The organism is Francisella uliginis (genome assembly GCF_001895265.1).
In the GTDB taxonomy this organism is placed as follows: domain Bacteria; phylum Pseudomonadota; class Gammaproteobacteria; order Francisellales; family Francisellaceae; genus Francisella; species Francisella uliginis.
Window position 1 is genome coordinate 465082 of sequence record NZ_CP016796.1, and the last position, 15617, is coordinate 480698.

The following is a 15617-nucleotide window of genomic DNA, read 5'->3' on the forward strand; positions in this document are numbered from 1 at the left end:
TTTGTGTGAAATATTTTTAAGTGGTTTTGTCATGGAAAGACGTGTAAAGAGAATAAGAAAATTACGAAATAAAAGTGGTAAGGTTTTTGCAATTGAAACAAATCTTACAGGTAGGCAACTACTCAATAATAGAGTTTTGAATAAAGATGTTGCTTTTAGTCAAGAAGAAAGAATAGCATTTGACCTACTTGGTTATCTACCTGAAAAGGTTGAGAGCTTGGACGAGCAAGCAGTAAGAGTTAAAAAGCAGCTTAACATTAAACAAACATCATTAGAAAAGTATGTTTTCTTAAATAGACTACATGATCTAAATACAACACTTTTTTATCATTTTGTGCGTGAGAATTTAGAAGAAATAATGCCTATTATATATACACCTACTGTTGGTGAGGCAGTACAGAAATATAGTAGTCAATTTAGGAAGCAAAATGGTCTTTTCATATCAATTAACCATAAAAGACATATTCCTAAAATTCTAGAAAGATATGAGTATAACAGTATTGACCTTGTTCTTGTGACAGATGGAGAGGCGGTTCTTGGTATTGGAGATCAAGGTATTGGTGGGATGAATATCAGTATTGGTAAAATTATGGTTTATGTTGCTGCTAGTGGTATAGATCCAGCTAGAGTTTTACCAGTACAGCTTGATATGGGAACTAATAATGATGATCTTCTTGCTGCTCCTGGTTATTTAGGGGTGCGTCTTCCAAGAGTTTCTGGTGAGACATACGATGAGTTCATAGAAGAGTTTGTTACTCAGGTTAAAGCAAGGTTCCCTAATGTATTCTTACACTGGGAAGATTTAGGTAGAGATAATGCTACTCGTATATTAGAGAAATATAAAGAAAGATTGTGTACATTTAATGATGATATTGAAGGTACAGGTATTGTTGCTGCGGCTAACTGTATTGCTGCAATTAAAACAGCAATGACAATTAGAGTTAATTCTGGTGAATTGACAGAAGAAGAAGCTATTGGCGGCATTTGTGATCTTAAAATAATTATTTATGGTGCAGGAAGTGCTGGCTGTGGTATTGCTAGACAACTTGCTGATGTGATAGCTGATAGAGCAGGTATTACAATTGAGCAAGCTAGAAAAAGTATTTATCTAGTTGATAGATATGGTTTAGTATGTGATAAGTTAAGAGCTAAAAGAATTACTCCTGAGCAAAAACCTTTTGTTAAGACAAGTGATGAAATAGATAAATGGGATGTTGAGGATTTTGATTATATAACTTTGACAGAAGCTGTGAAAAATGCAAAACCAGATATCTTAATTGGTACTTCTGGTCAACCAGGATCATTTACAGAAGAAATTGTTAAAACAATGGCTGAGTGTAACAATTATCCTATCATAATGCCGTTGTCAAATCCTACATCACTTTGTGAAGCTTTACCTGAAGATATTATTAAATGGACTGAAGGAAAAGCTCTAATAGCAGCAGGGAGTCCTTTTGCTGATGTTGAATATAATGGTAGAGAATATAGAATATCTCAAGGTAATAATGCGTTTATATTCCCTGGGTTAGGTCTTGGTTCTGTGGCAGTACATGCCAAAGTTTTAACTGATGGAATGATTAGAGCAGCGTGCTATAGATTAAGTGAGTTATCTCCTATGGTTGTTCATGAAGATATAACGCAGCCGTTATTAGCAAATATTTCAGATTTAGTAACGGTGAGTAAAGAGATTACAAAAGCTGTAGCAAAACAAGCTATATTAGAAGATGTTCATGGTGTTGATATTGATTTAGAAGACTTAACACCTGAAGAGCTTGATGATGAGATTAATAGACTGATTAATTTATCTTCATGGACACCAACTTACGCACCATATATGCCAATCTAAAAGTTTTAAAATATAGTAAACTAAGCTTCTCAAAACTCTTATTTAATTTAAATTTCACATTGTTTGCTCCACAATAAAATTTATTGAAAATAGATTTTATTTTATGCTAAACTCAATAAGTCTTTTTTTATTTAATTATGTTTTGAGGAAGCGCGATTGTGGTACGAAAGTTAAGAAAAAGCTTTATTGTAATTGGTAGTGTATTAGTTTGCTATGGTCTGGGATATTCAGAAAGCTCTCCTGAAGTTGTTTCTCAAGGAGGCCCTCTTGGCGCTACAAGTATAGGGGATCAAAACCTAAATAATACATCAACTACAAATACCTCAAAAAGTGCTAACCCAACAGCAACTCAGCCACAAAGCTCAAAGTCAGGATCTCAAAATATTAATGAAAAGGAGCTTTTGCTTAAATTACAAGAACAAGTTCAGCAGTTACAGGGACAGTTACAGCAAATAAAATCGCAAAAAGGCCAGCAAGTCAAAAACATGTCTGGTGGCGACTCACAGTTTACTACATATAGTAGGAAAGTATATGATAATAAGCCTAATTCATCTGAAACAATAACTAGTGGTGATCTAAGCCAAACTTTAGTAGGCGGACAAAGTGCATCAGATATTATGGAGAATGTTAACGCGAGTAACTCGATAATTGATTTAGGCAATAAATCATTAGGAGGGGTATTTAACCAAAATGGTGGTATTGACGTTGGCGGTGCTCCAGCAATTACGACTCAAGGTCAGGTTACTTTCCTAGGTTCATATTCAGGTAACAACAGTATCCCTATTGGTCAGATTCCATCAAACCTTTTTGCTTCAACTTTATTAGGTCAAAGAGAGAGATTCGATGACTACTCAGTTTTCTTTGGTGGCTTCATTGAGGCAGATGCACAAGCTTGGTTTGGTAGTAGTAATATTGTTCCGCCATCATCTGATGGTACTGGTGGAATATCTGGAAATGGACAAAATATTTATTTAACAAATGCAAAGTTATACTTCTTATCTAACCTTGGTCACTATGTAACAGCACAGTTTGACTTTGATACTTCTGAATCAGGTGATTTTAGCTTAGGTAATGCTTTTGTGATATTTGGTAATTTAGATACATCCCCTTTCTTTGTTACAGCAGGTAGAAGTAAACTATCAGTTGGTACATATGGTGGTGGTGGTCCATGGACTTCAGGTATTACAGATTTTCTATCTCCTGGAACAGTTACTAATGTCTCAGTGAATTATAAGAGTGAAGTATGGAACGCTAATGTTACTGTTTTTGGTTCAGATGACCAAACAGCAGATTTCTCAACAGGCCTATTCTATGCTGATAGTTGGACAGATAACTTAATTGGAGCATTTAACGTTGGTTATGTTTATAATATGGCAGGTGCAGATAATGGTTCATTAAGTAGTTATTTAAATACTGTAGGTCTCTCAAAAGCAACGCCAATAGGAGCGTTTAACTTTGATGGTAACTTAACTTATGGCTTACTAGGAGGGTTTTTAAACTTAGGTGCTGGTTGGTCGACAACAACAAATGCACAAGACTTTAATGGAACAGGGGCTAATGTGCTTGCAGGAGCATGGTATGGTGCAGCCAACTACTCATTAGTATTAGGCGGTAGAAATACCAGTTTCGGTGTCTCGTATGGTCAGTCATATAATGCTGCAAATCTACCAATGAGCTTATCAGCATCACCAATAAATGGGAATAGTACTACTTCAGGAATAAAAGAGCAGCTTATTTTCAACGCCAACAGAGCTTATTTTGATAATAATGTCTTATTTGGTCCAGAATATTCATATCAAAAACTATATAATGGTCAATATATGAATACTATTACTCTAGATATGTCGGTATACGTATAGTACGTTTATATTTTCTTGTAGAATATTTATCTAATAAAAAGATCTAAAAAGCTAGTAGTATTATAATCATCAAAGCAATTATGTATCTTTGAAAAAATATTTTAGTTTTTGATTAAAAAAGATATAGCTTTATAAAATAATCTAAATAGAGTAACATTAGCGTAAATATATAAGTTACAAAATATGGGACGTATATGTCTTTTTTAGTTGCTATAGTGGGCAGAGCTAATGTTGGTAAATCAACATTATTTAATGTGCTTACTAATTCTCGAGATGCTTTAGTTTTTGATTTTGAAGGTGTGACGCGTGATCGTCAATATGGTCAAGCAAAATATGATGATTTAGATTATTTAGTAGTCGATACTGGGGGTATATCTGATCAGGATGCTGGTTTTGATGAGTTTATGGCGAAACAATCTGAGATGGCTATAGATGAAGCTAATCTAGTATTTTTTGTTGTTGATGGTAGATCTGGCTTAACAGCTGGTGATGAGTATGTGGCTAATCTATTGCGTCAAAGAGACAAAAAGGTAATAGTTGTCGTTAATAAGGTTGATGGTGTTGATGAAGAAGCTGCAATGGCTGAATTTTATAGTTTTGGCTTTGATAAAGTCTTTGCAATATCAGCAGCACATCGCAGAAATACTCAAAAGTTAGTAGATAAGTTTCTAAAAAAACCATTGAATGATTACTATCAAGACTATACTCAAACAGGTGAGCATAAAGAGCAGCTCCGTCATGGAATTCATTACTCATTGATTGGTAGGCCTAATGTTGGTAAATCAACTCTTACAAATAGGATGCTTGGGGAAGATAGAGTTGTGGTGTTTGATATGCCTGGAACAACTATTGATAGTGTCAGTATCCCATTTGAGAGACATGGCCAAAAATATACTATAGTTGATACAGCTGGGGTGCGCAAAAGAGGTAAAGTAAAACAAACACTAGAGAAATTCTCAGTAGTTAAAACTTTACAGGCTATACAAGATTCAAATGTTGTCGTAGCAGTAGTTGATGCTAGGCAAGGTATATCAGATCAAGATTTAAGTTTGATACATTTTGCAATTAAGAACGGAAGAGCTCTAGTTTTAGCTGTCAATAAATGGGATGGCATGACAGAAGAAGATCGTAATAAGGTTAAAGAAGATATAAAAAGAAGATTATATTTCTTACAAGACTATGTAGATATTCACTTTATATCAGCTCTTCATGGCACAAATGTAGGTCATGTTTTTGAGTCTATACAAACTGCTTATGAGTGTGCCAATAAGAAAATAACTACAGCAGATGCTACAAGATTGTTACAGCTTGCTATAGATGCACATTCACCGCCAATGGTGGGTAAATTTAGAATTAAACTAAAATATGCTCATGTAGGTGGTCATAATCCGCCTGTAATTGTTATACATGGTAATCAAGTAACTAAACTACCACATTCTTATAAGAGATATTTAGAAAACTTCTTTAGAGAAGCTTTAGAATTTAGAGGAACTCCTATAGTATTTGAATTTAGGCAATCAGAGAATCCATTTGCGACTAAAAAAAATAAGAGATCAAAAGATGAAGGCAGTAAGAGTAAAAAAGTTAAATAATATTGCTGATGAAATAACAATAAATATTAGTGGTGCAAAGAATGCTTTATTGCATTTAATATTCGCTAGTTTAATTCCAGATACAGAAACTACATTTAGTAATGTCCCAACAACTTTATTAGATTATAAAGGTGCAAAAGAAATATTAGAGAGTGTTGGTGCAGTTGTTACAGAAAAAGGTGAAGATGTAACAATTGAGACATCTAAGATATCAACACAGACATTAGAGCTATGTGGTGAAATGACCTCAAAGACTCGTTGTTCTTTAATGCTTTTAGGTTCAATGCTAAAGAAAAAAGGACGTGTGAAAATTGGATTTCCTGGAGGCTGTAGTTTTAGTGAAAAGAGACCTTTTGATATTCACTTAAAAGGACTAGAAGCACTAGGTGCTAAAGTTATTTTAGCAGAAGAGCATATAGAGGTTGTTTATAAAGAAGAAAAAGATGCTGAGTTTAAAATGCCTTTTCCTTCTGTTGGAGCAACTATGAACTTAGTTATGTATGCGGTTATTGGTAACTCTGAAGTTATTCTTGAGAATGTTGCTTTAGAGCCTGAAGTTGTTACCTTAATTGATTATTTAAATAAATGTGGAGCAAGTATCAAGTTTGATATTGAGAGCCGAAAAATTAGAATATTAGGTGTTGCAAGACTATTAGGTTGTGGATTTGAGATAATTTTTGATCGTATTCAAGCTATGACTTATGCTGCGATGGCGTATTTATATAAAACAAATGTAACTATTACAAATATAAATACAAAAGATACATATAATATTGCAAAGCCTTTAGAAAAACTTACTAATGCGACTGCTAAATGGGAATATGATCAAAAAAATAAGGCATTAAAGTTTTTTGGTAAAGGTAGTAATATCAAAGGTGTTGATATAATAGCCGCACCTTTTCCTCATTTTCCGACAGATTTACAACCCATATACGCTGTAATGCTATTTATGGCAAATAGCTGTAGTACTATCCAAGATACTGTTTATCCTGAGCGTATTAACTATGTGTATCAGATTCGCAAAATGGGTTTTGATATCTCTATAGATAATAATCTCATTGAAATAAAGCCAGTGAAAAATTTTAAGAATATTCGCCCAGCAGTGATGAGTGTTAAAGATCTGCGTGCGGGAATGGCTTGTCTAATGGCAGGATCATTACTTGATGAATTTTCAACTATAAATAATGCTCATCAGATATTTAGAGGGTATAATAATCTCATAGAAAATATGTCTCATTTTATGCAAATTGAGATTTTAGATAATAATATTTAGGTAAATAATGTCACAATATATATCTTTAGAAAAATATAATACTTATAGAATTAAATCATTTGCAAAACATGTTTATTTTCCCAGTAATGAAAAGGATCTTTTAGAGATTGTAGATAAACATGAGAATGTATTTTTTCTTGGTAATGGTAGTAATGTGATTTTTTCTAAAGAATATTATGATGATGAAATAGCTTTTGTTGTTTTCTGTAAAAATTTTAATTCTTTTAGTATTTCAGATTGTGATGTTGATGTGCAAGCAGGAGCTTTGCTACAAGATTTAGCATTAGCAACATATGATGCTGGTTTAAGTGGTATTGAGACATTTTATGATGTTCCAGCTAGTTTAGGTGGCGCGTTAATTATGAATGCTGGAGCTTATGGAGATGAGATTTATACTTATATCAAAAGTGTTAGAGTTCTAGATCTCAATAAAAAAGAGATAATAGAGTATAAAAAAGAAGATATAGAATACGGTTATAGATACTCTATGTTTAAAAATGATAGTAATATTTGTATATTATCTGCTAAATTTGAGTTTGAAAGAAAGTCAAAATCAGATATTAAAGCTAAGTTGGATGATATTTACTCACGTCGGTTATCTAATTTACCACAAAAACCTACAGCAGGAAGTGTGTTTAAAAGACCACAAGCAAACATGCCTGTGGGAGTTATGGTTGAAGAACTTGGCCTTAAAGGTAAAACAATTGGTGATGCACAGATTTCGCCGAAGCATGGTGGAATTATTGTTAATAATGGTAATGCTTCGGGTAATGATATAATAGAGCTTATTGCGTTTATAAAATCTACAATTTTAGAAAATTATAATATAAAACTTCATGAGGAACAGATAGTTATTTAAAGTGTTTATATAAAATACTTTTTTATATGTTTAATATCTAATATACTTTGCTTAAGAAAAAGTTTTTTATTTAATTATGAAAAAAAATATTATATTTCTTTTATTTTCTATGACTCTAAGTTATGGTGCTGCTTTTGCTGATACTAATGCTACTCAAACTAAGCAAGATACAGCGAGCACTACAGTTAGCCAAGAAGCTACATCAGCAAATCAAACTAGTAAAAATCAAGCTAAATCTAAACAAACAGCTACACAGGGCTATGGTGATGATTTAAGCATTATGGTTGATACTAGTAATGCTAGTTACGATGCACTTTTGGCAGATGCCGAGAAAATACTAGCAGACCGTGATAATAATAAAAAACCATCAGATCAAGAAATAGCTGAAAGAATACAACATATTAATAAGCATACTGATAATAAAGTTGTCGTAGAGAAAAATCAAAGACAAGCAGCTATGCAAAAAGATGTTAAAGCAGCTGGAGATATTCTCAAGCGTCATAATGAAATTAGTAAAGATTTTAAAGATTCGTACGGAGCTTACCAAGGAGATAAGTCAACTAAGGATTACATTACAAAAGAAGCTCAAGGCTACAATGATGCCGATGCTTATCAAATGAAAAATTATAAAGAACTTTTGGCTGATGTAAAAACCCCAAAACAAATAGACAATTCATTTAATAAGATAGATAGTAATAGTAGTAAGTCTAAATATAAATTATCTGATGGTTATTCAATTGAGGATGTCACTACAGTAGGAGCTTTAACAGGTCAAAATAAACGTTTAAAAAAATGTTTGATCATGAAAACCTATGGTGGTGGTACTTGGCGTACATATTGTCAGCCACTTAAGAAGCCAACGCAATGTCCTGATTATGATTGGAAACAGTTATCAACAATGGCGATTATGTATTGTTAGCTTTTTTGAAGTTAGCAATTTGTTCTTTTAGCTCATCTAAGCTTACTCTATTAGGATTGGTACGAGGCTTTAAGCTATCATCATCTTTACGGATTGCATAGCCATATAGAGCTTCTATTTCTAATTGTAAATTTTGTTTAACTTCTATTAGGAAGTTGTTCCATAACTTTTTACCAGTTAAACCTACATGCATAGTCGTATCGGCTAGCGGCTCGTTTAGTGCTCTAATATCCTCAAAAAGAGTAGTTGTATTTTCATAGGTGAAAGTAATTAAATCTGATTCTATAGCGGGGGTTTTATATCTGCTTGATTGTAGAGTATTTCCCCATGTTAATAAATCTATCATATCATTGGTATGCTTTTTATCACTCACAGTTGCAAATGCTTGTTTCATTGAGGTAAAAGATTTATCACCAAAAGTTGAAAAAAGTAAGATTCCATCATTATTTAGTAGCCCATAATAATTGTCTAATTCTTGAGCTAAATTATCTGTTAAATGAATAATAGAATTAGATATAACAATATCAAATAGCTCTTTATCCGTTTGATTGCTATGAATATTTGCATTAGGAAAGCGACTCTTAAGTATATTTAGATAATCTATATCCTGATATCCAACAACTAATATATCGATCGGATTAAGCTTTATAAAATCTAGCCTTTTTAAGAGTCTTTGAGCAATTTCATTTTTTATAAATGATGTTTGATAGATCTTTCTATTTGATAGATGCTGCAAAAAAAGATTATAGTTAAACATATTGATTTAAAATTTAATTTTGTTGATGTGATTGTAATAGTTTTTTGAGCTCTATAAAAGGTATAGGTTTACTAAAATAGAATCCTTGATAAAAATCACAGCCAATTGATTTTAAAAACTCAAGTTGTTGAGCTGTTTCAACACCTTCGGCAACACACTTCTTATCTAAATTATTTGACAATTGTACTATAGCTTTTATGATTGTTTTGTTATTTTCTTTATCAAGATCGCTTACAAATGATTTATCGATTTTTAGGTATCTAATAGGTAAATTAGCCAGATATTTTAATGAAGAGTAACCTGTACCAAAATCATCTAGAGCAAAACTAAAACCTTTATTATTTAATTTATTAATAATTGATTTGGTGTAATTTATATCACTTAGTAAATACGTTTCTGTAATTTCAAAAGTTATTAGCTTTTTATCAACTTTATCAAAATATTTAATTATCTTATCAGAAAACTCATTGTTAATAAGTTGTATACTCGATATGTTTATAGATAGCTTTATATTTCCTATTAGCTTATCTTTTAATAACTTTTGCCAGTCAGATATAGTCCTTTTAAATATCCATTTGCCTATTTTTTCAATAGTTTGATTTTTTTCTGCTATAGGTATAAACTCATCAGGTGTGACATTGCCTAAGGTAGGTGAGTTCCAACGTATTAGAGCTTCAACTCCATAAATGTTTGTATTAATATCAAACTGAGGATGATAAACAATATTAAACTCGCTCATATCTATATTTAATAACTCGCGTTCTATGCTATTACGCCGCTTTGTAGCTTCATCATAATCGATACTATAGTGAGAATATATATTTTTACCCATAGCTTTAGCATTATGCATAGCTGTATCAGCATTTTGTAGCAGCTTTTCTATATTTGATGCGATATCAGGGTATGTTGCGATTCCTATACTAACAGACTGGGTTATAGTGTTTTTATTTATGTCGATTGGAGTAGATATCTGTTTTATTATATTTTTAGTAATTTCTTCGATTTCTTGAAGGCTTTTTTGATTTTCAACTAGAACTAAAAAGTCATCGCCACCAGATCTACCAATGACACTATTCTCAGGTAGACAAGATTTTAGTATGTTAGAGATAGTGACTATAAGCTTGTCACCTACAGAATATCCAAAAGAACCATTTATAAACTTAAAATTATCTAGATCTATCATTATTAGAGCCGCTAAGTGATCTTCTTTAGTTTTTTTAAGAGATTTTTCGGCAGCTTTGATAAATCCTTTACGATTAAGAAGCTTAGTTAGCTCATCATTATATGCTATATAGTTAAGTTTGGTATTCTTTTCTTTTATACTCTGAAGTAATGTTTCCCTTTCAGTGACATCTCTAGCTATTCCTAATATAAAAGGCTCTCCAGCTTTATTGTAGAACCTAACCTTATAAGTATCTATAACTTTTTTTTCGCCGGCAGGAGTAGTTATATGTTCAATAGTTCTTGATGAGCCTTTTTCAAAAGCAATTTTGTCATATTTTAAAAAAAACTCAGCTTCTTCAGGTGAGAATTTTTCAACAGTTGTTGTTCCAATGACAGACTGTTGGATATCCTTTGGATATAGGTTTAGCATAGCTTTATTTGCTTTGACAAGACGATAATTCTCATCTTTAACGAACATAATATCTTCACTAGCATCAAACATTAACTCAGAGAATTCTTTAGATTCTTTTAAGTCTTGCTGTATATTTTTTAGTTTAGTTAGATCATTATGCGCTCCAAGCATTCTAATAGGTTTACCTTCTTCATTACGAATTGCTATTCCGCGACATCTTATCCATACTGTAGAACCATCTTTATGTTTATATCTAACTATCTGTGAATACTCATAGTTAGGGTCTTTAAGATGTTTCTCAAGATTTTGCATTGCAACTTGAAAATCTTCTGGGAAAATTAGATCTTGCCATTCAGAAGATAGAGGTTTTTTCTCTCTTGGATCATGACCTAGTATTTCCCAAAATTTATCATTCATCCATTCATTTTCAGGATTTTCTAAATCAAGGTACCATAAGCCATCAAGACTAGAATGTTGTAAAGAGTCAAAAACTTTATGATTTTTGCTTATTAGCTCATAGAGCTCTTCTTTAAGGTAGTGACTCATAACATTACAAAACCAGTCAATATATATCTAAAAATTATAAACTATAAACATAAGTTAAACAATTTTTAGAATAAAATATGTTACTTAAAGGTTTATGCTATTTAGAAAAAGTAAATTTATTTTTACCTGATTTTTTAGCATCATACATAGCCAAATCAGCTTTGATTATCAACTTATCGCCGCTTATATTATGGTGCTCTTTTGAAACAAAAGTGGCTCCTATACTCAAAGTCTGAATGATTTGAATGTTTTCAGAAATGATTATTTTCTCTTCAAATGAAGCAATTATTCTTTTAATGATGGCTGTAGCACTATCTTTACTATCAATATCCCTTAGAACAGCTACAAACTCATCGCCACCAATCCTTGAAATTAGATCATTTTCTCTAAGTTGATGTTTTAGTCTAAGAGCTACTTCTTTTAGTATCATATCGCCAGCTTCATGACCATATTCATCATTGATATATTTGAAATTATCCAGATCAATAAATAGTATAACGATATTATTATCAGATCCTCGATCACTATTTAGTATAGTATTTAATTTTTTTTCAAAGCTATGTCTATTTAAACATCCTGTTAAAGTATCTATAGAGCTAAATTTTTTAAGTTTTATTTGTCTCTGTTCAAGGATTCTATTTTTCCTGAAGTTAATAGTAATAAAGTAAAATAATCCTTGTACCATTAATGCTATAATTATTCCTAATATGAAGAAAAATGAAGGGAAGCTTTTTTGTAACTCCTCATATCCTTTATCAGTAAAGAAAACTTTAATTTGCCAATTTTTTTCTCCAGAGAAGTTATATGATAGCGTTAATCCGTAATATTGCTTAGGATTTAAGTTTGAATATATTTTGTGACCTTCAAGATAAACTTCAATATTATAGCCGTTGCGATTTATCTCAGACATGACTTTTTCTGAAAAATTAGGTTTAAACACAACATTAAAGTTGTTATTTTGTTTTCTAATACAGATAATCTTTGCTTTAGAGAAAGTTGTACTTGAACCACATTCTTTTAGAACATCTAGAGCCTGGTTTTGCGTTATATTATAGTTAGATAAGAAAATTGGCTTTTGTTGTTTAGCTTCTATGTAGTATATAAAGTAGATATTTGGATAATCATCTTCGTAAGCTTGCATATCAGCTATTATAGCTTTTCTACTAGAGTATGATGATGTGTTTAGGCGTTTGTAAAGTCTATCTATAGCTGTTGCTTCTAAGTTTAGTTTTTTCTCTAGATTTACATTTACTAGAGATATTTCTTTTTGGACGTTACTTTTTATAGCATTATTATCTTGGTCAAATGTATATAGCCAAAATAAGAAAAATAATACAAAAGTAGCTGAACTTAGTATGATTCCTGCAATATGAACTTTAGATTTTACTCCCTCAAAAGAAATGCGAAAAAGTGTTAATAGAAAGAAGCAAATAGATGTATGCAATGCCATACCTGTAATATGGCCCCAGCTAAAGTAATATGAAATATCAAAAAAGTATCCAAGTAATGCTATATATGCTAATGAAAAAGCTATAAGATTCATGCTGAAAAATAGCCCTTTGAATAGCAAGACATTTTTCTTAAAACGAGGTAGTATATTTGCAATAGCCAAGAGTAGGAAGCAAATGGCAGTATTTGGTGCCATTCTGCCTGGATATAATGATTGATCTAAGGTTTGTGTAGCTATTATATGATCAATGCCAAAATTTAGCCCAAATAAATATTCTAATAGAGTTAAGAAAGATATTATTAAAACAATAATAGATAATATACATCGAGTATAATTAAATCTTGATGTCTTTGGGATAAAGTTAACTAGAGCAAGTAGAGTAAAACACAATGCAGTATTGAATTGCATTGGCGGAAAACTAGGATTTAATTTAATTATACTAGTATTGTTTGTAATCCAGCCAAATATTACAATACAAGAGATACCAACAACAATCAAGCTAGAAACTGTTTGAGCTTTTCTTTGTGGTAAGTACATTAAAGTAATCCTAAAATCTTGTATTACTTAATCATAATTATATGCTATTTGGTATAAAAATATAAAAAACATTTACATTAATTAGTAAAAAATATACTTTGTTAACTATAGGTAAGAATTATTTTTTATATATGTCATTAGTTAATAAGGTAGTTACATTAGATAATTTAAATACAGATCTCAAAGAAAAATTATCTTCTTGTGAAATTATTGCTATATCTTTAAATGACGATATAGATGAGTCTTTTGATGACGTTGATGCTTTTATTTTAAATACTAGAGATATACAAGAGTTTTTAAATTTTGTAAAAAAAATTAGAGCAAGTATACATACTTATCTAAAACCTGTATTTTGTTTGGATGATAGCTTTGTTAACTATACAGCTACAGTTTTTACCACATTTGCTGCTTTAGAAAAATTTATGCAAATGGTTGATTATGAGATTAGTACTATAGAGGAAGTTACACAAAAAAAAGATAATATAGAACAAGATTGGCAAGCACGTTTTTTGATTTATTTATATACAAGAAGAAGTGTTAGGACACTTGATGTTAGTACTGATATATCAAGTAAATCATTCTTTAGTTATCCTATTTTAGATGTTTTTTGTCAAACAAAAAACTTTGATTATTTTGAGTGGATAAAAGAGCTTGCACAAAGAGAAATTCTTAAAGTTGAAAGTTTCGTTAAATCATTTTTTTGTTGTAGTAATTGTTATTCAGTAAGAGCTTTATTTTCAGAAAGATGTCCTGATTGCAAAAGCGAAAATATCTTACTGGCAGATTTTTTGCATTGCTATACCTGTGGTAATATCTCTCCTGAAAGAGAATTTATGCTAGAGGATGAACTTGTTTGTTCTCAATGTAAAACAAAACTCAAGCATATTGGTCACGATTATGATCGACCACTAGAGAGTTACTCATGTAATGATTGTGGTAGTATTTTTGTTGATCCTGAGGTTATCACTGAATGTGTAGACTGTAGTTTTAAAACTTTGACTGAAAAAATGATAAAGAAAAAGGTTAATAATTATGAATTAACAAAAAAAGCTCATCACCATATAAAAATGAATCTACTTGAATATTCAATGTCGATATTTGATGAAATCAACTATATAGCTCCAGATTTTTTCTATAGTTTAATTGAATGGGCTTTTCAGATGCAGAAAAGAAATACTGCATATGAGTTTTCGTTGCTACATATTAATATTTTTGATTATATAACTATGATTGATATTTCTAGCATATCAAAAAAGTTAAGGGAGATACTCAGAAAAACAGATATGTTAACTAGAGTTAATAATCAAAATATTTGGATTTGGTTGCCGGGTACAGGCTTATCTGGCGCAACAAAAGTTGTTGAAAAGTTAAAAAATATGACAATGGAAAATAAAAAGCTTGAAGAGTCGGTAAGTGTTAGAGCTTTTCACTCAACGGATATAAGTATAACTAAAACAGCAGAGAGCTTGTTAAAAGGCTTAGCTAATAAAAGGTGATTTTTTGGATATATTGCATGTGCTATATCAGCAGGTACTGTTAATCTCTTCTAACCCTAAAGAGTTTTTTATCTTTGTTTTTGCTTTTGTCTTATTGTTAGAAATGCCCTTCACTATATTTATATTTCTTGGTGTATTAGTTAGCTATTTAAAACAAATAATACGTCCAAATCAAAGAGCTCCCTATTATCCAAAGGTCAGTTGTGTAATTACAGCATATAATGAAGGAGAAGATATATTAATAACACTAAAAAGTTTAGAAGAGCAATTATACAAAGGACATGTCGAGGTTTTAATTATAATAGATGGTGCTAGTGTTAATAAAGAAACTCTTGATGTGGCAATGCAATATAAAAAAACTTTTGTAGCAGATGCTAGAAGATCACTAAAAGTAGTTCCTAAATGGCAAAGAGGGGGCATGCATCATCTTCTAACCTTGGGTTTAAATTAAGTTCTGGTGAGCTAGTTATGACTCTTGATGCAGATACTTCGTATGATAATGATATGATTAGTAATATGGTACAACAATTTGCAGATCCAAATGTGATAGCTTCTTCAGGAACATTAAGGGCGAGAAATATCAAAAAAAATATTCTTACACGTATGCAAGGGATAGAATATATGCTTGGTATTCATATGTCACGTATTGCTTTATCTAATGCTAATAGTGTAAATAATATATCTGGTGCTTATGGTTGTTTTAGAAAATCATTATTAAAAAAGACTACACTATGGCGAAATGGTTCTGCTGAAGATCTTGATTTAACACTCAGACTTCAATTTTTTTTAAAAGGCATAAAAATTTTAAGATCACACATTCTCAAAATAGTATAGCTCATACTGAAGTGCCTGAGAAGGTTTGGGGATTAATCAAGCAAAGGATGCGCTGGGATGGAGATACATATTT

The 15617-nt window shown here is 31.2% G+C and carries 12 protein-coding genes; 9 read left to right on the plus strand and 3 right to left on the minus strand.

Features of this window, described 5'->3' with window-relative positions:
* Window positions 1-31 precede the first annotated feature (31 nt).
* From F7310_RS02390 to F7310_RS02415, 6 genes are all read left to right on the plus strand, one after another.
* On the plus strand, window positions 32-1846 hold the full coding sequence (locus F7310_RS02390) for an NAD-dependent malic enzyme (RefSeq protein ID WP_072711481.1): 1815 nt from the start codon (window positions 32-34) through the stop codon (window positions 1844-1846).
* Window positions 1847-2004: 158 nt separating this feature from the next.
* A complete protein-coding gene (locus tag F7310_RS02395) occupies window positions 2005-3705 on the plus strand; it encodes a DUF3573 domain-containing protein (RefSeq protein WP_072711483.1) in 1701 nt (566 codons plus the stop codon).
* Between the two features lie 194 nt (window positions 3706-3899).
* The gene (gene der, locus F7310_RS02400) at window positions 3900-5297 is read left to right on the plus strand and encodes a ribosome biogenesis GTPase Der (RefSeq protein ID WP_072711485.1); all 1398 of its coding nucleotides are present in this window, start codon (window positions 3900-3902) and stop codon (window positions 5295-5297) included.
* Window positions 5266-6570: a UDP-N-acetylglucosamine 1-carboxyvinyltransferase gene (locus tag F7310_RS02405; RefSeq protein WP_072711486.1), complete on the plus strand. Its 1305-nt coding sequence runs from the start codon at window positions 5266-5268 to the stop codon at window positions 6568-6570. The genes der and F7310_RS02405 overlap by 32 nt, the downstream gene beginning before the upstream one ends.
* A 7-nt stretch (window positions 6571-6577) precedes the next feature.
* A complete protein-coding gene (gene murB, locus F7310_RS02410; RefSeq protein WP_072711488.1) occupies window positions 6578-7429 on the plus strand; it encodes a UDP-N-acetylmuramate dehydrogenase in 852 nt (283 codons plus the stop codon).
* 76 nt (window positions 7430-7505) lie between these two features.
* Window positions 7506-8348, plus strand: coding sequence for a hypothetical protein (locus F7310_RS02415; RefSeq protein ID WP_072711489.1), 843 nt, complete (start codon window positions 7506-7508; stop codon window positions 8346-8348).
* Here F7310_RS02415 and F7310_RS02420 read toward each other — a convergent pair.
* From F7310_RS02420 to F7310_RS02430, 3 genes are all read right to left on the minus strand, one after another.
* On the minus strand, window positions 8335-9105 hold the full coding sequence (locus tag F7310_RS02420) for a methyltransferase domain-containing protein (RefSeq protein ID WP_072711491.1): 771 nt from the start codon (window positions 9103-9105) through the stop codon (window positions 8335-8337). The two genes, F7310_RS02415 and F7310_RS02420, sit on opposite strands and share 14 nt — an antisense overlap.
* A 13-nt stretch (window positions 9106-9118) precedes the next feature.
* The gene (locus tag F7310_RS02425; RefSeq protein WP_072711492.1) at window positions 9119-11227 is read right to left on the minus strand and encodes a sensor domain-containing protein; all 2109 of its coding nucleotides are present in this window, start codon (window positions 11225-11227) and stop codon (window positions 9119-9121) included.
* A 97-nt stretch (window positions 11228-11324) separates the two neighbouring features.
* Complete coding sequence (locus F7310_RS02430; RefSeq protein ID WP_072711494.1) at window positions 11325-13214, minus strand: GGDEF domain-containing protein; 1890 nt, start codon at window positions 13212-13214, stop codon at window positions 11325-11327.
* Between the two features lie 131 nt (window positions 13215-13345).
* Between F7310_RS02430 and F7310_RS02435 the strand changes: the two genes are divergently transcribed.
* Genes F7310_RS02435 through F7310_RS10750 form a run of 3 tightly spaced genes read left to right on the plus strand, consistent with a single transcriptional unit; the run spans window position 13346 to window position 15544 of the window.
* Entirely contained in the window at window positions 13346-14710 is a 1365-nt protein-coding gene (locus tag F7310_RS02435; RefSeq protein WP_072711495.1) for a TackOD1 domain-containing metal-binding protein, read from the plus strand.
* A 4-nt stretch (window positions 14711-14714) separates the two neighbouring features.
* Window positions 14715-15161, plus strand: a complete 447-nt coding sequence (locus F7310_RS10745; protein WP_250637429.1) for a glycosyltransferase family 2 protein — start codon at window positions 14715-14717, stop codon at window positions 15159-15161.
* Complete coding sequence (locus tag F7310_RS10750) at window positions 15113-15544, plus strand: glycosyltransferase family 2 protein (RefSeq protein ID WP_250637430.1); 432 nt, start codon at window positions 15113-15115, stop codon at window positions 15542-15544. The genes F7310_RS10745 and F7310_RS10750 overlap by 49 nt, the downstream gene beginning before the upstream one ends.
* Window positions 15545-15617 lie beyond the last annotated feature (73 nt).

Bases quoted from the DNA above. Each gene is read 5' to 3' on its own strand.
- F7310_RS10750 (WP_250637430.1), top strand. From the start codon at position 15,113: ATGGCAAAGAGGGGGCATGCATCATCTTCTAACCTTGGGTTTAAATTA.
- F7310_RS02425 (WP_072711492.1), bottom strand. From the start codon at position 11,227: ATGAGTCACTACCTTAAAGAAGAGCTCTATGAGCTAATAAGCAAAAAT.
- F7310_RS02420 (WP_072711491.1), bottom strand. From the start codon at position 9,105: ATGTTTAACTATAATCTTTTTTTGCAGCATCTATCAAATAGAAAGATC.
- murB (WP_072711488.1), top strand. From the start codon at position 6,578: ATGTCACAATATATATCTTTAGAAAAATATAATACTTATAGAATTAAA.
- F7310_RS02430 (WP_072711494.1), bottom strand. From the start codon at position 13,214: ATGTACTTACCACAAAGAAAAGCTCAAACAGTTTCTAGCTTGATTGTT.
- der (WP_072711485.1), top strand. From the start codon at position 3,900: ATGTCTTTTTTAGTTGCTATAGTGGGCAGAGCTAATGTTGGTAAATCA.
- F7310_RS02415 (WP_072711489.1), top strand. From the start codon at position 7,506: ATGAAAAAAAATATTATATTTCTTTTATTTTCTATGACTCTAAGTTAT.
- F7310_RS02390 (WP_072711481.1), top strand. From the start codon at position 32: ATGGAAAGACGTGTAAAGAGAATAAGAAAATTACGAAATAAAAGTGGT.
- F7310_RS02435 (WP_072711495.1), top strand. From the start codon at position 13,346: ATGTCATTAGTTAATAAGGTAGTTACATTAGATAATTTAAATACAGAT.
- F7310_RS02405 (WP_072711486.1), top strand. From the start codon at position 5,266: ATGAAGGCAGTAAGAGTAAAAAAGTTAAATAATATTGCTGATGAAATA.